At 33.3% G+C, this 20,608-nt stretch carries 15 protein-coding genes; 2 read left to right on the top strand and 13 right to left on the bottom strand.

Annotation, left to right across the window (positions count from 1 at the left end; all coding sequences use genetic code 11):
* Positions 1–51 precede the first annotated feature (51 nt).
* From EP747_RS01875 to EP747_RS01865, 3 genes are all read right to left on the bottom strand, one after another.
* On the bottom strand, positions 52–774 hold the full coding sequence (locus EP747_RS01875) for an amino acid ABC transporter ATP-binding protein (RefSeq protein ID WP_129688825.1): 723 nt from the start codon (positions 772–774) through the stop codon (positions 52–54).
* Between the two features lie 654 nt (positions 775–1,428).
* The gene (locus tag EP747_RS01870) at positions 1,429–2,028 is read right to left on the bottom strand and encodes an SET domain-containing protein (RefSeq protein ID WP_129688274.1); all 600 of its coding nucleotides are present in this window, start codon (positions 2,026–2,028) and stop codon (positions 1,429–1,431) included.
* 44 nt (positions 2,029–2,072) lie between these two features.
* Positions 2,073–3,350, bottom strand: coding sequence for an S-adenosylmethionine decarboxylase related protein (locus tag EP747_RS01865; RefSeq protein WP_129688273.1), 1,278 nt, complete (start codon positions 3,348–3,350; stop codon positions 2,073–2,075).
* 254 nt (positions 3,351–3,604) lie between these two features.
* Here EP747_RS01865 and EP747_RS01860 point away from each other — a divergent pair, with 254 nt between their 5' ends.
* Complete coding sequence (locus EP747_RS01860) at positions 3,605–4,987, top strand: hypothetical protein (protein WP_129688272.1); 1,383 nt, start codon at positions 3,605–3,607, stop codon at positions 4,985–4,987.
* A gap of 585 nt (positions 4,988–5,572) precedes the next feature.
* On the opposite strand, the gene EP747_RS01855 is transcribed toward EP747_RS01860, so the two are convergent.
* The 6 genes from EP747_RS01855 to EP747_RS24115 all read right to left on the bottom strand — a co-directional run bounded on the left by EP747_RS01855 (position 5,573) and on the right by EP747_RS24115 (position 8,421).
* The gene (locus tag EP747_RS01855) at positions 5,573–5,935 is read right to left on the bottom strand and encodes a hypothetical protein (protein ID WP_129688271.1); all 363 of its coding nucleotides are present in this window, start codon (positions 5,933–5,935) and stop codon (positions 5,573–5,575) included.
* Complete coding sequence (locus EP747_RS01850; protein WP_129688270.1) at positions 5,886–6,317, bottom strand: hypothetical protein; 432 nt, start codon at positions 6,315–6,317, stop codon at positions 5,886–5,888. Before EP747_RS01850 ends, EP747_RS01855 begins: the two co-directional genes overlap by 50 nt.
* Positions 6,318–6,320: 3 nt before the next feature.
* Positions 6,321–6,653 carry a hypothetical protein gene (locus EP747_RS01845; protein ID WP_129688269.1) on the bottom strand — a complete coding sequence of 111 codons (333 nt, stop codon included), beginning with the start codon at positions 6,651–6,653 and terminating at the stop codon, positions 6,321–6,323.
* A 111-nt stretch (positions 6,654–6,764) separates the two neighbouring features.
* Entirely contained in the window at positions 6,765–7,034 is a 270-nt protein-coding gene (locus EP747_RS01840; protein ID WP_129688268.1) for a hypothetical protein, read from the bottom strand.
* 381 nt (positions 7,035–7,415) lie between these two features.
* Positions 7,416–8,240: a hypothetical protein gene (locus EP747_RS01835; protein WP_129688267.1), complete on the bottom strand. Its 825-nt coding sequence runs from the start codon at positions 8,238–8,240 to the stop codon at positions 7,416–7,418.
* A gap of 40 nt (positions 8,241–8,280) precedes the next feature.
* Positions 8,281–8,421 carry a hypothetical protein gene (locus EP747_RS24115; protein WP_165346792.1) on the bottom strand — a complete coding sequence of 47 codons (141 nt, stop codon included), beginning with the start codon at positions 8,419–8,421 and terminating at the stop codon, positions 8,281–8,283.
* Between the two features lie 148 nt (positions 8,422–8,569).
* Between EP747_RS24115 and EP747_RS24110 the strand changes: the two genes are divergently transcribed.
* Positions 8,570–8,740 (top strand): hypothetical protein, encoded by a 171-nt coding sequence (locus EP747_RS24110; protein ID WP_165346790.1) that lies wholly within the window; start codon positions 8,570–8,572, stop codon positions 8,738–8,740.
* A gap of 3 nt (positions 8,741–8,743) precedes the next feature.
* Here the strand turns inward: EP747_RS24110 and EP747_RS01830 are convergent, their stop codons facing one another.
* From EP747_RS01830 to EP747_RS25170, 4 genes are all read right to left on the bottom strand, one after another.
* Positions 8,744–9,739: a hypothetical protein gene (locus tag EP747_RS01830; RefSeq protein ID WP_129688266.1), complete on the bottom strand. Its 996-nt coding sequence runs from the start codon at positions 9,737–9,739 to the stop codon at positions 8,744–8,746.
* Positions 9,740–9,815: 76 nt separating this feature from the next.
* The gene (locus EP747_RS01825; protein WP_129688265.1) at positions 9,816–10,274 is read right to left on the bottom strand and encodes a hypothetical protein; all 459 of its coding nucleotides are present in this window, start codon (positions 10,272–10,274) and stop codon (positions 9,816–9,818) included.
* A 1,031-nt stretch (positions 10,275–11,305) separates the two neighbouring features.
* Complete coding sequence (locus EP747_RS01820; protein WP_129688264.1) at positions 11,306–15,406, bottom strand: S8 family serine peptidase; 4,101 nt, start codon at positions 15,404–15,406, stop codon at positions 11,306–11,308.
* 617 nt (positions 15,407–16,023) lie between these two features.
* On the bottom strand, positions 16,024–20,064 hold the full coding sequence (locus tag EP747_RS25170; RefSeq protein ID WP_165346788.1) for a S8 family serine peptidase: 4,041 nt from the start codon (positions 20,062–20,064) through the stop codon (positions 16,024–16,026).
* Between the last annotated feature and the right edge of the window lie 544 nt (positions 20,065–20,608).

Below are 20,608 nucleotides of genomic sequence, written 5' to 3'. Positions count from 1 at the left end.
AATACCATGCCAATTCTTTTTCATTACACATACCTCCATCATTTTTTTAAATTATAAAATACTATTAAGAAATTGTTTTGTCCTTTCATTTTGTGGATTTTCAAAAAACTGTTTAGGTGTACCCTCCTCTAAAATTAGACCTTCCTCCATGAATAAAACTCGATCCGCTACACCCCGAGCAAAACCCATTTCGTGAGTAACTACAACCATTGTCATTCCTTCACTTGCTAACTGTTTCATAACTTGAAGAACCTCTCCAACCAGTTCGGGATCTAAGGCTGAAGTAGGCTCATCAAACAGCATTACCCTCGGGTTCATCGCAAGTGCACGTGCAATAGCAACCCTTTGTTTTTGTCCTCCTGATAACATTTCTGGATATTCATCAGCCTTATCCGTCAGTCCAACCTTCTCTAACAAAACATAAGCAATCTCTTTTGCTTCACTTTTTTTCATTCCTTTAACATGAATAGGAGCTTCAATTATATTTTCTAAAACAGTTTTATGCGGAAAGAGATTGAAGTGTTGAAAAACCATACCAACCTCCGACCGAATTTTATTCAAATCTGTTTTACTAGGTTGAACCAATTCACCTTCAAAATAAATTTCTCCCGTATCATTGATTTCTAAAAAGTTTAAACATCTTAAAAGAGTGCTCTTTCCTGATCCGCTTGCTCCTAATAAAACAACCACTTCTTTTTCTTTAATCGTTAAATCAATTCCTTTTAATACTTGTAAAGGCCCAAATGATTTACTTACACTTTTGATCTTAATCATATTCATTCAACCCTCCCATCGAGTAAATAAAAACATCTTTTTCCACAATGCGGAAACCATTTCTATTTTATTAACATTATACACAATTCTGACTATTCCGTCATTAAGTAATTTTCTTTCTTGTATTTGAGTTGACAATGTAGCTAATTTAGGACAATTTTCAGAAATCAATATTACAAATCTTTCAAATCAGCTTAAACTAGGCGAATGCATATATTGTTAATATTGAACCACCCTACAGCAACCAAGAGAAACTTTTAAAATTCCCTGTAACTTGGCCCATTTGGAGTCATGTCCTCATTACTATAGGAATATCTGAAATTAATGTAGCAATTTGAGGTTTATAAAAATGGATTAATATTGGAATTTCAAAAAGATTTAGATGGATCGAAATCAAGTTTTTAGGACAATAAAAAAACACTCATTCATCTGTATTCAGAGATAAACGGAGTGTGTTTTTTATCAAAATTAATTTGCATCTAATCAAGCAATTTATTCTGACTAAATATTGTACCATCGATGATGTGGCAAAGTATGGTTCCATTGTAGACTACCAATCGATTTTTAAAGGATAGGCTTTTCCCTTGTCTACTATTAGAAGATAATTTGTTTTATGAAGTAGAATATTCCCCTTAAAACAAGAATTAAAGAATCTTAGTCTTCCTCTTCCTCATCAATAAATAAAGTGAGGATAGAATCTATTGGTTCTGTTCCATTAGCAACCGCATTTACTTTATTAAGATATTCCTCATTAATTAAATGTTTTAACGGTTGTTCTACCATATTGAAAAACTTAAACGCTTCTATTGCAATCCGATCCCACTCAACATAACAGATTAAATAGTCATTTTCAGTCACTTTTGTTCTTGTTGTTCCTTCTTCAGGGACACATTCAAATTTTTCATTCTGACCGAACGTTCCATAATCACTTGTTAATTGTTCTCCAGGTTTAATGTCTCTCGCAGCCAAAAGAAAATCATAAGCTGTATCTACACAATTTGGATTGAAGCTATGATTCATATATTTTGCGTGATCCCAATTAAGTACATGTATGTCGTCAGTATCTAAATAGGAATATTTATATATATACTCTTTTCGCACATCATCGAGACTTTCAATATATTCCACTGTAAGAACCAAATCCAAATCATCTTTAATCCAGACAATGGTTCCTTTAGGGATTATTTTTGTTGCAAACACTCCAACGCCTACTTGGTCACTTACATATCGAATTTCTGTATCAGGGTGCATCATTTTCGAAATCCTCCTTAAGATATATTAATTATAAAATCTCTTTTTTAAATATCACTGTCTTCATAAGGTTTCATTCTTTGCAGTAGCAACCCATCACTTTTTTCATTCTGTCCATATACAAAATGTGGCATATGAAATTTCAAATACGATCCATACATACTATCCGTATTTACCAATAACTCATCTACATAATAGGTACCTTTTTTAAGCGAATCTAATAATAAACTAGCAACGCCAGCATATATTCCACAAGCAACTTGAAGATAAGTTGCATTTATACCATAGTTTGCATATGCATCTTTATTATTCATTACATTATAAACAAATCGTTCTTTATCTTCATAAACAAGAAGGACACCAACTAAATCCTCACCTATTAAAGGTGCATATGACGGATCTAGTAATATTTGATCAAAATCCCAAATTACATCTACATCGTCTAAATTATCACGAATCAAATTAGTAGTGTTTTCGTTAACACGATAAAGAAATCCACTTTCAACGTTGAATAAACTTCCTAATGTATAAACTTCTTCATGAGGCATTAAAGATCCGTAAAATACTTTTTCACCTAAAGTCACTTTAAATTCAACAGAATACACATCATGATCAAGAAAAATAGGAGTATGTTGTGCCATAAACATAGGATAGCTTGAGATCGCTTCTTCAAGAAAACATTCTGGCGACCATGTTGTATAAACAGTATTTTTTTTTGCCAAATTAGGGTTTTCATAAAATGAGGTATCGTGCTCTACAATATAACATGCAAGAGGTTTTTCGTCAGGGTATTGATTCATTAAATCGATTGCCATCCATTGTACGACACCTGGATTCATGCCTGAACCAATAATCGCTGATGTATTTTTAAAAGAAGGTTTTTTTTCATCAAATACTCTGAAACGTTCCATTAATTGAAATCCAGAAAAAAGATCTTCATTTTCATCTATAAATGTATTTTCTAAAGCTGTGTCTATATACTTTACTCCAAGTTCATTACAGCAACCCAAAATTTCCGCAGTATCAGCCCAAGAAACATCAACAACAATTGATGTTTGTGTTTCTTGAAGATGTTTTTTAAATAAAAGAATATGATTTAAATCTATTTCATGAAGAATCATATTATTTTTTAAATTAGGAGCAATATTTTCATAATAATTTTTATCTTTTTGTTTAATATCAATTAAATGTAGCTTTGAATTTTTTATAAAATAATGTATTGGATCGTTTTCGTTCATGTAGGCTTTATTAAAAATCGAAATTACCGCCTTTGCTACCCCTCCTGAGCTACCTAAAAGTGTAATTACGGTGTCTTCTCCATTCATATACTCAACTCCATCAATCTGTAAAGTTTATACATTAGTCAATTTATGAATGAATAGCCAAAGTGTTTGGACAAGAATCTAGATAAAAAACACTATTTCTTTGATTTTTTTATTCTATGGAGAATATGTTACCAGTCTTATATTTTACTAATTTTCCTTTTTGTACAGCTTTTTATTAACAACACCCATTCACCCCCATCTGGGCGAATGCATATATTGTTATCCAATATATGTAACGAAAGGGGGCTATTCTCATGCATGTCGATTTAACAGCCATACATTGGCTTTATGTAGCATTTATAGGTTTAATTATTTTATTTTTAATTCTTAGACGTGACACTAGCCTAGTCTGCCTCGCAGGAATTTTCCTTCTTGGCTTAGTAGCAACTGAGTCACTTTCAAGTTCCGTAAGTATCCTGTTTTCAAGTTTCATTTATGCCATAACCGAATTACTTTCTACAATTCTAGTAATCTCGATTATCGTTTCTATGAGTAAAGCATTAACTGATAGTGGAGTGCATCAGGCACTCATCAGTCCGTTTACAAAGGTGATGAGAAACGCCACACTTGCTTATTGGACGATTGGTATTGTAATGATGGTTGTATCATGGTTTTTCTGGCCGTCTCCTGCAGTAGCGTTAATTGGTGCGGTTCTACTTCCAGTAGCTTTAAGAGTTGGGTTACCTGCTTTAGGTGTTGCGATGGCAATGAACTTATTCGGTCATGGTATTGCTCTTTCAAGTGATTACGTAATTCAAGGTGCCCCTAAACTAACAGCTGACGCAGCTGGCATTCCTGTTTCAGAAGTACTACATGCAAGTATTCCACTTGTTATCGTAATGGGTGTCGTGACAACTGTAGTTGCTTTCTATTTCTTGAAACGTGATATGAAAAGAGGAATTTTAACAGTAGAATTACCTCAAGAAGATACTAAAGCTGAGGATTATTTACTTTCTTCTACGCAACAAAAATGGATGGCCGCTCTTGTTTTCATTTTATTTGCAGTGGATATTTGGGCGATGCTTCATTTTAATTTACAAGGTGGAGATGCTACAGCATTAATCGGAGGTACTTCACTAATAATCCTTTCGATCCTATCCATGTTGGGACATAACAACAAAGGATTTGAAGAAGTAACGAATTATTTAATTCATGGATTTAAATTCGGTTTTAAAGTGTTTGGTCCGGTTATTCCAATTGCTGCTTTCTTCTATCTTGGGGATAGTGGTTTTACGGCAATTATTGGAGATTACTTGCCAAAAGGGTCAAATGGAATTGTGAATGATTTAGGTTTTGCTTTAGCTCATGCAGTACCGGTAAATCCTGGAGTTGCGGGAGTTACATTGACAACAGTTGGGGCAATTACTGGTTTGGATGGATCTGGATTCTCAGGAATTTCACTTGCTGGTTCGGTTGCTTCGTTATTTGCTACGGCGATTGGTCATGGAATTGCAACACTGACTGCTATGGGGCAAATTGCGGCGATTTGGGTTGGTGGCGGAACATTGATTCCTTGGGCTTTGATTCCTGCGGCGGCTATTTGTAATGTTAGTCCTTTTGAGTTGGCTAGACGGAATTTATTGCCGGTTTTGATTGGGTTGGTGGTTACTACTGTTGTTGCGATATTCTTGATTTAAAAAGTCCAAAGTATAGAGTATTGTTCTCTGAGCACTTAACAATAGCTGTTAAGTGCTTCTTTTTAATTTTCTATCCCCGTTTTTCCAAAAGTAAAAATCTATGTTCCCCCCATTTATTTATGAAAAACACCGAAGTGTCGTCTCTGTCTAGATAAAATGATTGAAGGGTTCTACTACATCTGCACCCTATACGCCTGCCCGTCCACAAAAAGAGCCTAATCCCAACCGGTCAGGCTCTCACAACTGGACTTTAACCAACGATTTCTACCTCTCAAAGTAGATACCTATAACAAATTGAAATATTGTAACCAACTAACAAATAATGGAAATGATTTAAAATAAACAATAAATAAATTTATTATTAAAATAATAATACATATAATTTTATTACTTGTTAAAAATGCTGATATAAAGCCGATTAAAGGTAGGAATATCAATGCAATTTGTAGAGTAATATTTTCTAAATTATGCATCCCCCAAGGACTAACCTGAAGCATTGAGTTTTTAAAATATATAAAATAGTAAACTAACCAAGATATCCAAACGGCTATTATATATATATGAAGATTGTTTTTTTCATAGTGATCACCAAGTTATACTAGCGTGGGTATCCGGATGAAATGAAAACTTTTTAGCCGGTGATACAGAAAAACTAATCCCTGATAAAGCTATTGAAGGTGTTAAAGTATAAGTACTGTTTTGATGTGCATAATTCCCGTATGCATCTAGTCTTCTAGTGTTTGTAAGAGAACCTACAGAATAATACATATAACTTGATAACGTCTTTAAATATTCCGAATCAATACCTTTATCCTTGTTATCAGGAAGGTTTATTTTTAGTGCATAGCCCCCTGCTCCCTTTTTCCATTTATTACTATCTTTGGTATATTTAGCACTTTTACTTTTTGATGGGTTTCCTAGGTTTGGTTGTCCAATTCTGTTGACCATACTGAGTACCTGGATTTGGTGCCCAGAAAGATGAATTAATGCCTATACCTATAACATCTACATATGTTTGACTTGGCAGTTTAGACCAGACTACACTATTTTTTAATCTATATTCCTTTGATGATAACTTGGTAATAGTAGTAGTCATTTTTTTATAAGATGTAGTTGAAAAATCACTACTTGCTCTAGAATTTAGATTGTCGTTTAATTTATTAATTTCATCATAATAGGTTTCTTCGTCTAATTCTATTATAATTGGTTCATTATTTGAAATCGAATATGCAATAGTCACACGAGGCTCGATAATTTTAATATAATTTGTATTTGTGCTAATAACTTCACCTTGTAAGTCTTTATTAATCTCATACTCTTCATTAGACATTGATTAGATTTCTGAATCAGTAAATCCTAAATTTAGTAATCGATTTGTTTGAGCAAAATCTAGATTATTTGAATCAAAATCAACATTTTCGTCTTCTTGGTTATGATCGTAAAACGGAATTACTGTATTTGCTGCAAAAGAAATAGGACTTGCACCATCTTCATGAACTGCCGTTACCCTTACATAATACTCTGAACTATCCGAGTAATTAAGTCCGCCATTAATTTCAAACGCTTTTTTATAAAGTATAGAAGGATCAGCTACAAAATCTATCCCTTTTCCGTCTCTTCTAAAATTAACTTGTCCTACTTCAATTTGTTCAGTGGTAGGAAACATTCCTTTGTCTTTAGTTGTCCATGTTGTTTGGTCGGCAGGAACATCCCAGTAGGAGTGTACAGAACCGTTAAATAATATAATTTGATACTTTGTAACCCCCTCAATAGGCTCCTAAGAAATATCTAAATATCCTGTCCCTGTACCATCTTCATTAGAATATGCTTCAACTGTAGGCATAGGCATCTGAGTATACTTAGTATTTACCGCTCTACCTTGAATAATAGGCGGTGCCGTTAAACTAGATTGTGTACTTACTTGATTAATAGTTTTTTCGTTACTTGGTTTCGAAATCTCTTTAGAATGGGATTTAATAGGAATAATGGAACCTAGTATCGTTGCAGCTATTGTTATTATAGTTACGTTTTTAATTAATTTAATCATAACAGCCTCCTAGTAATATTCAAATTTGGATAATTTATCCATTATAGTCCATAAAGTGTAATTTTTTAGAGTTTCTACTTCAGTCTTCAAATTCTTCCTATCATCTAAAACTATGTTGCATATAAAAAATTGTCACCATCTAACTTTTATTCGAATGCATGCAGGGATCTATTGATAGATTTTATCTTTAATTAATTTCATTATGTGATTGTTATCACTTAATCCTGTAACAAAATTCCAATTAACGTAAAAGTAAATAACTTCATCATTGATTAATGACATCTTTATCGGTTTCGCTGATTTAAGAAGAAAAGTCTAGATTGAGTCATGAATAATTTTGACTAGAGTTCATGTAAAAAACCTTACACTGAACTATATTAGTTAATTATTATACTCAATAGTCTTTTCTATTTGTTCTTCTGTAATTCCCAAGCCATACCATGTTGGTGGTGGAAGTAAAACTCTTTGTTTGTTTACAACTGAATAATGTATTGATGGTCTAATCACGTTGACTGCATAAGGTGATTTTTGAAAATCAAATTTAATGGAAACTTCTTCATCTTTTTGTTTATTTACATCGATAACGAATGGTTTAATATTTAATACTTGTTCACCATTTAGTTCCGAATCAAATTTTTTTATTACAATTTTATTGTTACTGTTATTTTGTAAACTACAGATGTAATTATTTTCTTCACCTATTCTTATAGGATAAAAATTCCCTACTTCTAGAGGCTTATCCGAAGTATCTTCAATTACATTTATTTCTAATGATCCAACATCATATTTTTTTAATCCACTATTAGTTTGTATTGTTAATTCCCTTATTTCTGTTTTACCTTTAGATAGTCCAATTATATGAAGACCTAAAGTTTTCACACGGTACTTTCCAATCTTAGCATTTCCGTTTACTTCAAAACTTTCAATACTTATTGAATCTTCATTACTGAGATTGATTGAATAAATTTCATTAAACAAATCTTTCTTATCATTTGAATAAATATAGGTAAAATTTAGAGGCGTAACTTCTCCTACTCTAAGTTGATATGACCCATTAATAGGAAGAAATGTGTTTGAAATCGGTTTACTTATAACTTCATTAGTTAGATATGATTTACTTTTCTTATTGAACATTAAAGGTCCTGTAAATAATAAAACTAGTAAAAAGATTGGTAAAAAAATAAATAATATTTCTCTGTTATTCATGTCTCGAACTTAATTATCTCCTAGTATTTTTAGTAAACGTTTACTTATTTATCTTAGCATTAATAAAGTAAATTTTATCAAAACCCCTTGTCATCTTTGTGAATATTTTTATAAAAGTTACTTCATGACTAAATGAAATAGAAAAAATAACCATTCCTCCATTATCTGGTATCTTCGTCATTCAAGAAACTCCTTTTTAGAAGAATTATAGTAACGTCTATATTATGGCATTCAATTTTACCGTTAACTTCACATATTGTTCGATTATTCCCATAATATACCTTTTGAAATATGATAAGCTTAAAGAAAATACTTTAAGGAGCTGAATTATGTTTAAATCAGCAGTAATAATTAGTTTTCTTCTAGTAGTTATACTAAGTGCCTATTTTCTAATGCAAAGAGAGTGGCAAAGTGCTATAACAATTTGGGCTTTTTATGGTGGTATTTTATCTATTGCAGTTTACTTTTCTTTTTATCAAAAAAAGAAAAAAGTAAACTAGTATCTATTCACCAATAAACATACCAATACTTGTTGGTACTGTAGATTCACCCATTATAAAATTATATCGACTCAATAGTTTTGACTCTGTAGGTTCTTCTATCACTAGAAGAGCCTTTGTTTTTTCAGGAAATTTATAATTAAAAATATTAGCCCTCTTATCCACTAAACCTTTTAGCAATAAAGGTTTAGAAATAGCTTCCATTTCTTCGTTTAATAAAATAATAGAAACCATTGAATTATTGGAAATGTTATTAATTCCTAATTGTGTAGCTTTGTCAAAGTTAGATGTATATTGATTTTTGGAAGATAATAGAAATACTTTATCCATCTCTTCAGATAACCGATCTATTTTAATTGGATATTTTTTGATAAGGTATGTCTCGTTTTCAATTGGTAAATTTATATCAGGAAAATTCGTTTTTATTGATTTGTTGACTATACTTAAAGTAGTAAAATGAATAAACGATCCAGAATTTTTTAAATCTGAACTGGTCAAAGCTATGAAACTTAAATCTCCATTGTCCATTTTATTTACAAATTTTATGTTCAAAGATACATCAAACTTACCAGTAATATTTGTATTGTTTCTTAATAAAAAATAGTTTGCATTAGAATTATCAATATTAAATTTTAGCAATTTATTACTTACTAAACCTAATATATATATATCCTCTGGTTTTTCCATTTTAAAGTTCACCAAAAAGTGAGTATCTAATTCTTTTATCTGCTTCTTTAATAAATAGTAATTTAAAATTCCATTGTTTTTTGGATTGTGTATAATCTTTGAGTTTAACCCCTGTTTAGGTGACAGGGTCATAGACTGGACCACATATGATTTATCATTTGTTTGAAGCGGTGTTTCTTTTTCAATGCTTACAGATTGTATTGTAGCTACATTATTTGTATTCTCACGTATTCCATAAATATACAAGCTATAAATTAAAAATAAACTAACACATATTGCTATTGTTTTAATCAAAAAAAATTTTTTATTCAACTTAAATACTCCTATTTTCATAAATTTCCTAAAAAAAATACAGTGTTTTTTATACACTGTATTTTTACCTAATAAATTAAGTCGTTGTCTTATAAGAACTTGAACCTCTATAAGTTGAAGTTGGAATTTTTCCATAAGAATTCATTACTTCAACAGTATGATTTGTTTTTGTAGTATAGGTTCCTTTCGCAACAGTGAAATTCTTAGAAGCAGTAGCAGTAGCAGTAGTACTACTTGATGCTTCCTTACTAACTGATGAAATTTTAGTACCATAGTTGTTATATAAACTTGCCGTAGCATAAACAACTACAGGACCTAGTGTATTATTTGAATATGTTTGACCTTTATAAGTAATATTTGTTGATGAATTAACATCAATCCCAGAACGACCATACATTACAGTTTGTGAAATAGATGTTCCGTATGTGTTTTTTAAAGAAACTTTTCCACCATAAGCAGCATTTACATTAGAATGTAGACCAAAACTAGAAAGCAAAAGTGAAGACAAAGCAGCAATACCAACTAACTTTTTCAAAAAAACTCCTCCTTTAATTTAGATTACAACCTTTTAGACTTAACCAATTAGTCAATTTCATAGTAAACTAAAACACTTGGTAAATTATCCTAAAATAAGAAAGTTTTGTGAAGATTAAACAATATCCAAATAAAGTCGTTGATGTTGTAGATGTAATACTAAATGTTTTTGGAATTATATAAGGATGGATTATTTCAAAAATATATAAGTCATAGTATCTTACTCAAAGGAGTTCATTTACAAAATTTTAAGAAAAAGTGATTCCGCCGCCTCTGGAATCACTTTTTCCGTTGTCATATAAGTTAATTTATTACGGGAAGAATTGAACATACATATTAATAAACTCTATGAAAATATTGAAAAACTATTTAATCTTCACAAAGGTACTTTTAAAAGTAAAAATTTGTAACGTTTTACTAAAATTTTCACAAAAATTCCACTAAATTCATTCCGAAGATTACTATAATTAAAAACATTATAGTACATAAAGAGGGGATCGATTTGATAGATAAGGTTTTCTAATCAATTCAAAATATAGTAATGAAAAATTTTATTTTTTTGATAGATTAAACTAAAAATGGAGTAATTGAAGATTATGGATGAGAATGTTTTTCTAAAGGATCAGAAAGCTTTTACTTTATATAGAATACTATCTATATCATCGGGGATGCAGTCTTTATTTCTTATGTTAAATACTCGTTTTATGATGGATAGTATCGTGAATGTAGTTGTAACATATTTATTTTTTTTAAGTTACTTAATTATTTTTATAATAATGCCTAAAACTAAACGAAATTATCAATATATTATTTTAAGTTTTGTATTATTTGTCTGTATATCAATATTTGTTAATAAGTAAATAGCGGAGGTCAGCATTGAATAATTTGATGCTAACCTCCGCTATTTTAAATTGTTTCAGTCTAGTAAGAAGAATATTGTTACATATCTACGTTCAAAAGAAAAAAGTAGCTCTTTTAAGCTACTTTTTTGTTGAACTAAAACTATACTATTATTCGGATAAATATCTAGGCTTAGATTTGCAAATCTTTCAAAATATCCTGCAGTGTTTTTCCATCAATTTGTTGGATAGGTGCCGGTGAATTGTCCACATCACGGTTTTGTTTTAAATAGTTATCGATAACAAATTTCATATCCTTTGCATCCACTATTCCGTCGAAGTTAATATCAGCGTCTCTGTTATTAGTATTCCAAGCCTTTTGGATTGCTAGTGCATCCTGAACATCGATTACATTATCTTGGTTCACATCGCCAGGAACTGCAAACTCATAAAAAGTTCCAGCCATACCAGTATAGTATAGACGAGACTGTCCTAAAATGGTTCCATTCTTCTCGACCCCAATTTGAACTTGGCGTTTCATCATAAAATGCCCCGGCAATTTCATTTCCCAAGTGAATGGTTTATCCGTAATTGGCAGTTTGGAAATACGGTAATCTCCGTTTCTACCAATGGTTGATGTACCATCATATACAGTGCCATTCGCATCGATTAATCGAAGAGATGCACCAAGTTTAGTGTAATCTTTGAGTAATACGGCATATCCTCTTATTGAGCCAGATAGTTCTGAGAAAGTTGACTGAACTTGCCATTCTATTCCCGCAGAAGAGAGGGTTATTTTATTACCTAGCTCATTCGTGTAAGTTATCGTTGGATTTACTGCTGCACTTACTATAAATGCTGCTGTATCTTTCACTTTCAATGTCAGATTGATTGCAGGAGTATTTCCACTCACTGTTTGTGTGCCATCCATAGTTAGCTTCACTTTGGAAGTGTTGCCAGTCGTTTCAACACTCACCACGGATGTACCGTAATTCGCAAGAGCATTATTCGCTTTTGCGTCGACAATTTCAAAGTTATTGCCGATGTTAGTTAGAGTCCATTCTGCTGATTTTAATTTATCTACGTTATTTAGTACGAGAGTAGCATTTACTGTATCTCCCATTTTTACGTTTGTTTTATCAGACTTCATATATCCGTACGGAGTACCTGCTTTAACAAAGTAGAAATTTTTCTTTGGAGTCTGATTTTTCGCTCCGTCAAATCCGCTTACTGTAAATTTATTCATTGCGATCGTTTCAGTTATCGGTACATCAAAATTGATTGTGCCATCTGAGCCAACAGGAAGGACTGGCTTTGTGCTTCCGTTAATAGCATAATTGACTGAGTTGATCGACTGTTTTACATCGATTCCGGATGCTACCATTTTTCCTACTTCTTCATCTGTAACCTTTACTTGAAGAGGAAACGTTTTTTGTCCTGGCTGATACTCATAGACTGGTGATTCATTTCCATCTAAAGATGTTGTCATCGTTGGTAAGTTGGTATCAACATACACATCATTATACGTTGTAAAAGTATGATCACGTTCACTTGTACCAATAACTTTAATTTTGTAATATCCAGGTTTTACATAACTTTGTTGAGAGGAGATTGGGTTTTCTGGATTTCCAGTAAACGCATTGTATTTACCTTCAAATATCCTTTCAACATAATAATTCGTACTATCATATAATCCATCTGTATAAATCGTCTCGATTAACCCAAGATCCTTCCCAGTTTGTCCATCTTGCAATACTACATCAAGCCATTTCATAGGTGATTTTAATCTAAAAGTCAATCTTTGATTCCAAGTAGAAGCACTAAATGGGAGCACTTGTAAATGGTAAGGTGCAATTGCAGTTGTAGAAAGGGAAGTAGATTCAATTCCTTCTTCCATTGTTCTAACGCTAAACGGAATTCGATATTGTTCGTTTTTGTCAGCTTGATTTGTTAAGGTTACATAGCCTTCATAAATGCCTGCTTTGGCAGTTGCTGGAACTAATATTGTAACTGGCACCTTTTTTGTTTTTAAGGATTGAACAGGGATAACTTTTGGTATATCTAACGTCACTCCATTAGATTTAGCATCTAGTGATCCATTGACATCTGTTTGAAATTGAACATCTACATCAAATTTTTTCATTTTATCTTCTAGATTTGTCATATTTACAGTCTTTTTAATATAAGTCTCTTCGTTTGCATAATGATTACCGAAACTAAGTCCGCCTGTATCATCTTTTATTACGTAGTTTTCATTATTGACGTTAACTGGAGTTTCATCTTGAACTTGAAGTTCCATTCCTGTATGGACGGCACGATATGGATCGACACGACCTGCTCCAACGTCAAATACACTATTCTTGCCTGATAATGGTTTAGCTGTATTCATCAAAATCGTCTTGATATCACTTGGTTGAAGATTAGGCATTACCTGTAGTAACAAAGCAGAAATTCCAGTTACATGAGGAGCAGCCATTGATGTACCGGACATGCGATTATAAGCAAATTGATAATTTGATGGATCATTTTTATAAATGCTGTAAGCTGGAACGCTTGATAAGACACTTACTCCTGGTGCAGTGATTTCCGGTTTTATATCATAATTAGTACGTGAAGGTCCACGAGAACTGAACCAAGCTAGCTCGTCTCCTCCTCTGGAAACTTCTTTAAAATCTCCGAAAGTCATTTTTTTATAGCCTGCAGCCAGTTGTGTTTTTAAATCCATACCTTGTTCATTAGTCATTGTAAATGTAGGAATAAAATTTTGATCTTCTCTTACAAAGTTTGTAGGAGCAGCACCTGGTGTGTTATTGTAGTTTAATACTGCAACCGCTCCATGTTCTTTTGCATAAACAACTTTTGTTTGCGTTCCAATACCTCCCGTGTTAACTAAGACAATTTTCCCATTAACATCTTTATTCGTGTAATCTGATGCAGTCCCTACACCTAAATCAACAATTTCTAAAGACTGCTTTTCAAATGATTTAAGATTTGAAGTAAAGTTTGAATAGAGTTCGCTTAAATCAAACGTTTTGTTTGAAACACCATCTAGTGTTCCTGTATATTTTGCTACAGGGATCGGTGTACTGCTTGCCCCAACTGTCAATGCCAATGCAGCAGCACCAGGCGAACCAAGTGTATATGAATTAGAGCCACTGTTACCTGCCGAAACAACTGTCGTTACACCACTAAGTACAGCATAATTAACTGCCATACTCGTAGGATAATTAGGATCATTTACATCAATCCCTAACGATAGATTGATCACATCCATTCCGTCCTTAACTGCTCGATCAATTCCTGCCAAGATATCTTGCACTTGGCCCTGTCCATATGGTCCCATAACACGATATCCATAAAGATCAGCATCAGGAGCAATTCCCTCTACAGCTACACCGCTCGTATTTTTTGCTCGACCTGCAATCGTACCGGATACATGGGTGCCATGATCGGTATAATAGGTTGACCCACCTTCGTTAGACTCTGGTTTCCCAGACTTTTTCCAATCATCATATGACGTTTCCATTGGATCAGAATCGTTATCCACAAAATCATATCCACCTTTAAAGGCATCTTTTAAATCAGGATGATGATAATCAATACCTGTATCGATGACACCGACCTTCACGCCTTTTCCTGTAATTCCTTCCTTATGTAACTTGTCTACACCTAGAAATGGAATACTTTCTATTCGTTTAGTAGATTCTTCAACACTAGAATCTGAGCTGATTGGCGGTTCGATACTAAATGTAGTATTTTTATAAACGGCTTTAACAGAGTCTGATTGAAGAAGTATCTCTACTTCGTTCGCTGGTAGAGTCATAGTAACACCATTGAAAGCTGACTTAAATGAACGTGTTATTTCATAAGACCTTTTGCCGCTTTTTTCTACAGTGGATGGCATAATTCTAGTTAAATCATCGCTAAAAGTAGCATGCTCATGGTCAATCTTGTTTTTCGCTTGTTCGGCTGTCAGGTTCTTTCCTTTAATAGCAGCATCCAAAACAGCAACTTTCTCAGGCATGGTCTTAAACTCAACAATTACAGGGATTTCTTCATCTCCCTTTAAGTCTTCGTCATTAAATCCTTGCAGCCCATGTTTGTCTGTAAATTGAATGTTTGCAAATGCGTCTCGCTGCTCTTTAGTCAGAGAAGCCAAGATTTGTTCAGAATTTGAAATAGTTTCAGCATGTGCTTTGGCTGGGAAACTTATGTATGGATTTGATAGACTGCTAGAAACTAACCCTACCCCTAAAGCTAGGGTTGTCGCTTTTTTAACAAGCTTTTTCTTCATTGTCTTTTATCTCTCCTCTTATTTTAAAAATATTTCGAAAATTAGTACCTTCTACTAAATTACATACATCTTTGAAAATAGTAAATTGGGGGATTTTACATGAAATGTTACACTTTTTATCCAAAGATTAAATATTCTAAAATTTATCATATTCTATTAATAAGGAATTTCATTTTTGGGAAAATGCGGGAAATGTAGGGAATACAGGAAATATAGTAAATACTGTCGAAATTATCATTATTTATAAGGTTTTTACTTGGGGGAATTTTGACGATTTTCATAAAATATTATTTATTAGTCATATCAAAGATAGACAAACAGTAAAAATATACTATACATTAATAGGTCTTTAGACTTGTGTTAATGGTGAAAATAAAAATGAACCTTGTCAAAAAACAACTCCATTTTTATTACTTTTCTTTTTGAAAAAAGCGTTAAGCATCAGGATTATAATAAATTCTTGTTTTTTCACCCGTAATTAAATTTCTCATTATATAAAAAAAATCCCCTATAGTGAACTTTTTCAAGTGCACTAAATAGGGGAATTTTTTTTTTTTTGCAGTAAGCCTTATTGTTTCGCAATTAGGTTAGATTAATATTTCTACCTAATCCTAAAATCAGTTTAATCCACCAATAATTTCCTCAAGCGTTTGACCATGTGAATTCTCTTTTGGCGTTTTGTCTGCCTTCACCGTTGGATTTTTTTCTAAATAATTTTTCTTGATAAATTCCATATCTTTCATATCTACTATTCCGTCAAAGTTGAGATCAGCTTTGCGATCGGATGACTTCCAGTGATCTTTCAGGTAAACTGCGTCATCAATATCAATCAAGTTGTCTTTATTTATGTCACCGGCTAAAGCAGCTTTGAAGTTAAGTTTTTGTAGTTCTCCAATAGCTCCTTCACGACCGATCGTGAACGTTTTTTGAATTGTAAAGTGACCTGGTACATCGAACAAAAATGTTAGAGGTTTACGGTCTGTAGGTAATCCTTCTACAATGAATTTAGCGTCATTTATTACTTTGCCCTCATAGTTGTTGCCGTTTTCGTCCTTCACTTTAATTGTCGCACCTAGTGCAAAATAGTTGACATAAGTAGTTTTCAACTGGCCATAGCCATCTCTGAAATAAACAGCTTCACCATTCATATCTCCTTGAAGTTTTGAATATTTCGGCCATACTCTTACAGACGGATGTGCAACAGCCGGTTGTGTTTTTATACCATTCGCATCTGTATAAGTTGGGCTTGTCACCGCCAATGCTAAATAAGTATCAATGAATTTATCATCTTTTACTTTAGCTTTCACATTCAGCAATGGAAGCTTTTCACTTGCAGAAATGGATCCTTGTAGAGCCTTTAAAGTGACAGAAATTCCGTTACTTGTTTCTGTCGTTTCTAATGAAACCTTATCTTTCAGTTCATCAGATACTTGAATTGACTCTAGTGCTAAATAATCTTTATTGAACTGGTAGTTCCATTTTGCTTCCTTCCAGCTAGTGCTATTGTTTGCTTTTGAGATAAAGTTGATGACATCTCCTGTTTTAACTTCTTTTTGATCAGCAACTGTAGAGATATAGTTCGTCCCCTTTCTAACAAAAAAGAATTCTTTTTGCACAGAAGGAAGACCGGCTTTGTCAGTACTATATAAACTGATTGGCAGAACCTTTTGACCGCTTGAGAAGTTTGTAGTGTAATTGAAGTTGCCCATTTCATCAACTGCGTATTGTTGTCCAAAAGGATTATTGTTATAGCGATAGTTTAAAATGTTATTTCCTTGCTTCGCCTGTACTCCTAATGCAACCAGATCATCAATTTGTTTATCATGAATCTTACCCTTGACTGAAATGACAGTTGAAGCTGGGTCCATTTCGACAATTCCAGGATCCATCTCTGTTTCGATTGTTGGCGTTTCATTATCAATAATGAAAGGTTTCTCAATTGTTGTTTCATTACCTTGATCGTCTGTAAAAACAAATTTTAATTGATAAGAACCTGGCTCAGCCATTTGTGATTCATACGAAACCGGATTTTCTTTATCGTTTGTCAATGGATAATAGCTTCCACTAAAACCAGCTGTGACAGATTGATTTTCATTGATCCATGTACCATCAAAATTGCCGACAAACCCCATATCTTCTCCAGTTACAGCATTTTTTAAGAATAAATCAACCGTTTTCATATGAGAGCTCAATATAAATGAACCTTGTATAGAATTAGCAGCTCTAGTTATCCCGTTTTCTTGGATTGTGGTTAATGAAGATGTCATATTGACAGAAGCGATACCATACTTCTTTTTTCGAATTGCAAACGGAATTTGATAAGTATCTTCCGAATTTGCTTTATTAACAAATGTGACATATCCTTCGTATGTGCCATTATTAGCAGTTGAAGGTATTTTAATCTTAGTAGATAGTGTTTCTTTCCCTCCAGCCTTTACAGTTACAGAAGAAGCCGTTTCCAAAGCAACACCATTGTCAACAGCGCTAAGAGAACCTTTAACAGCTTGATAGTTCACTTTGATATCATACTGCTGATCTTCATTACTTCTATTTTGAATGTCTATTTCTTTCGATTCTTCGAGATCATTATCTGATGCAAAAACAGTTCCAAAGCTGAGTGAGCCTGTAATTTCCTTAATCGTTTTTTCTTTTTCATTTTTAAATAATGTCAGGGTATCATCTGCAACATTGAAGGATGAGACAGCATGAACTGCTTCATATGCATCTACTCGTCCTGCACCAACTTCATAAACGCTATCCTTGGATTGAATTGAGTCTGCCGTATTCATTAGGCTGCTTTTTATTTCTCCCGGTGAAAGCTTTGGATTAGCTTGAAGTAATAATGCTGCTACACCAGCCACTTGTGGCGATGCCATGGATGTTCCAGAAAACTTGTCGTATGCATAGTTATAATTCCCAGGATAATCCGTTCGATAATGACCAGATACAGTTGACATAATTGAAGCACCTGGTGCAACAATCTCCGGCTTAATATCATATGTACTTCGTGCAGGTCCGCGTGAACTGAAGAAGGATAAAGTATCATCTAACGCCGTTACCTTTTCTTTTATTTCATTGAATGTAAATGTAACCGGTCCTGTTTTTAATAACTCTTTCATTGCTTTCCCTTGCTCTGTCGTGATAATTTGAGTCGGAATAAATCCTGGAAGCTCTTGTAGCGTATCCGATATATAACCTGGTCCCCACTTATCATAAATGAGTACAGCCTTAGCACCTTTTGCCTTTGCAATGGCCACTTTTTGAGTAATTGTTAAATCACCTGTTGAGATAAGAGCAATTTTATCTTTGACATTAATACTATCGTAATCAGATTCTTTTCCTGTATTAGCATCTACCACTTCAATCGTTTGACCTTTAAGCAATCTTGATTCAATTCCAAATCCCGTTGTGCAATAGCGAGTTTCAACTGTTACTTGTTTGGTAGCAGAATTGAATGTTCCCATAAAACCAGGAAGAGATACCTGTGTATTAGTCGATCCTACAGTGATGGCCAATGGAGAAGCCGCAGGTGAACCGACAGTATAGAAAGCTGGCCCATTATTCCCGGCAGCTAACACTGCTGTGACACCATCTAAAACCGCATTATTGATTGCAACAGCAGATGGCTCAAAAGGACTGTTAATACTATTTCCAAGCGAAAGATTGATGACATCCATTTTATCTTTTACGGATTGCTCGATTCCTGCGATGATATTTTCTTCCGTTCCACTTCCATAAGGTCCTAGCGCACGATACACATATAAGTCGGCATCTGGCGCTACTCCTTTCATAGCATATACCGAGTTATTTTTCTGACGACCAGCTATAATCCCAGATACATGCGTTCCATGGTCCGTCCAATAAGTGCGGCCATTGTTTGCAGGCATACCTGACTTTAGCCAATCATCATACGTCGTTTCCATCGGATCGTCATCATTATCTACAAAATCGTATCCACCTTTGAACGCATCCTTTAAATCTGGGTGATTATAGTCGATTCCCGAATCTATTACTCCGATTTTAATTCCTTTTCCTGTTATTCCTTCTTTCTGAAGTTTGTCCACCCCCATAGTTTCATGAGGATCACTTCCTGTATAAGCAGATGTTTCTGCTGTCCCCTGAGCTTCTGAATTAGAAGGATCATCTAATTGAACCACTTGATTTTCCCAAACATTTTTTACCGCTTTCGATTTCAATAAATTCTTCACTTCGTTCGCAGGCAGAGTCATAGCAACCCCATTATACACCTGTTTATATGATCTCGAGATTTTCCCTCTAATCCCTAGTCTACTTAAGTCTTCCTTAAAGACTGCATGGTCATTTTCCACCAATTTCTCTGCATCCTCTAAAGCTAGTTCTCCACCATTTGATTTTTCTATTAAACTAGCTGTTTTAGCAGGTTTGTTCTTAAACTCTATGATGACAGAAATCTCTTCTTCACTTGTTAAATCCGTTTCAGGCGCTAACTGAAGACCTTCTGTGGATGTTTGTGACAAATCTTGAATGGCTCTTCTTTGTTCTGCCGTTAATGATTGTAGCACTTGGTCGATTTGGGATTGGCTACTTGCTTGCACAACTGGAGTGTTTTTTGCTGCTGGAGCAATCAATTCAGCAACCAAAGCTGTAGCTAAAACCGCTGTTGTAACTTGCTTTTTCAATTTACTTCCTCCTCTAAAAATGGAATATTCCACTATGTACATTTGTACAAGTGAATTTTTTGCTAGTTCGTAGTACTACCAAAAATTCTAATACTTACGCTCTTTCTACTTTGAATAAAATGGAAATTAACACATTTCAGATTCTACTAATAACTTATCGATTAGTAAATTGGGGGATTTTCATGTATTTATAAACCATTTAAATATGACATTTTTACTAAACTTTCTCTGAATTTAGTAATCCCTTAAAATTAAAGTTGTTAGATTATGTTTGCTTCAATTAAATAGACAAATTAGCAAATAATTTATTGGGGGAATATGGTAAATTATTAACTATTTTTAAAATTTACATTAAAATTTTGTAAGAAAAACAGGAAATTAGTTCTATTAGAGAGGTTTGATTCTTGGCAAAAATATGAAAGGATCGATTACTTGTTAAACTTGGTGAGAGTTTTCATAGGTTCAATACTCATAGAAACAAAAAAAGCCAAGGAATCTCCCCTGGCTTTAATCATATTATTAAACTATTATCCTCTAATTAAAC

Source organism: Gottfriedia acidiceleris, assembly GCF_004138285.1.
Classification (GTDB): Bacteria; Bacillota; Bacilli; order Bacillales; family Bacillaceae_G; genus Gottfriedia; species Gottfriedia acidiceleris_A.
This window is presented reverse-complemented; position numbering and strand designations above follow the sequence as displayed.

Excerpts from the sequence above, each read along its gene's own strand:
- EP747_RS01865 (WP_129688273.1), bottom strand. The coding sequence starts at position 3,350 with ATGAATGGAGAAGACACCGTAATTACACTTTTAGGTAGCTCAGGAGGG.
- EP747_RS01855 (WP_129688271.1), bottom strand. The coding sequence starts at position 5,935 with ATGGTCAACAGAATTGGACAACCAAACCTAGGAAACCCATCAAAAAGT.
- EP747_RS01820 (WP_129688264.1), bottom strand. The coding sequence starts at position 15,406 with ATGAAGAAAAAGCTTGTTAAAAAAGCGACAACCCTAGCTTTAGGGGTA.
- EP747_RS01870 (WP_129688274.1), bottom strand. The coding sequence starts at position 2,028 with ATGATGCACCCTGATACAGAAATTCGATATGTAAGTGACCAAGTAGGC.
- EP747_RS24110 (WP_165346790.1), top strand. The coding sequence starts at position 8,570 with ATGTTTAAATCAGCAGTAATAATTAGTTTTCTTCTAGTAGTTATACTA.
- EP747_RS24115 (WP_165346792.1), bottom strand. The coding sequence starts at position 8,421 with ATGACGAAGATACCAGATAATGGAGGAATGGTTATTTTTTCTATTTCA.
- EP747_RS01840 (WP_129688268.1), bottom strand. The coding sequence starts at position 7,034 with ATGATTAAATTAATTAAAAACGTAACTATAATAACAATAGCTGCAACG.
- EP747_RS01845 (WP_129688269.1), bottom strand. The coding sequence starts at position 6,653 with ATGTTTCCTACCACTGAACAAATTGAAGTAGGACAAGTTAATTTTAGA.
- EP747_RS01850 (WP_129688270.1), bottom strand. The coding sequence starts at position 6,317 with ATGTCTAATGAAGAGTATGAGATTAATAAAGACTTACAAGGTGAAGTT.
- EP747_RS01860 (WP_129688272.1), top strand. The coding sequence starts at position 3,605 with ATGCATGTCGATTTAACAGCCATACATTGGCTTTATGTAGCATTTATA.
- EP747_RS01835 (WP_129688267.1), bottom strand. The coding sequence starts at position 8,240 with ATGAATAACAGAGAAATATTATTTATTTTTTTACCAATCTTTTTACTA.
- EP747_RS01875 (WP_129688825.1), bottom strand. The coding sequence starts at position 774 with ATGATTAAGATCAAAAGTGTAAGTAAATCATTTGGGCCTTTACAAGTA.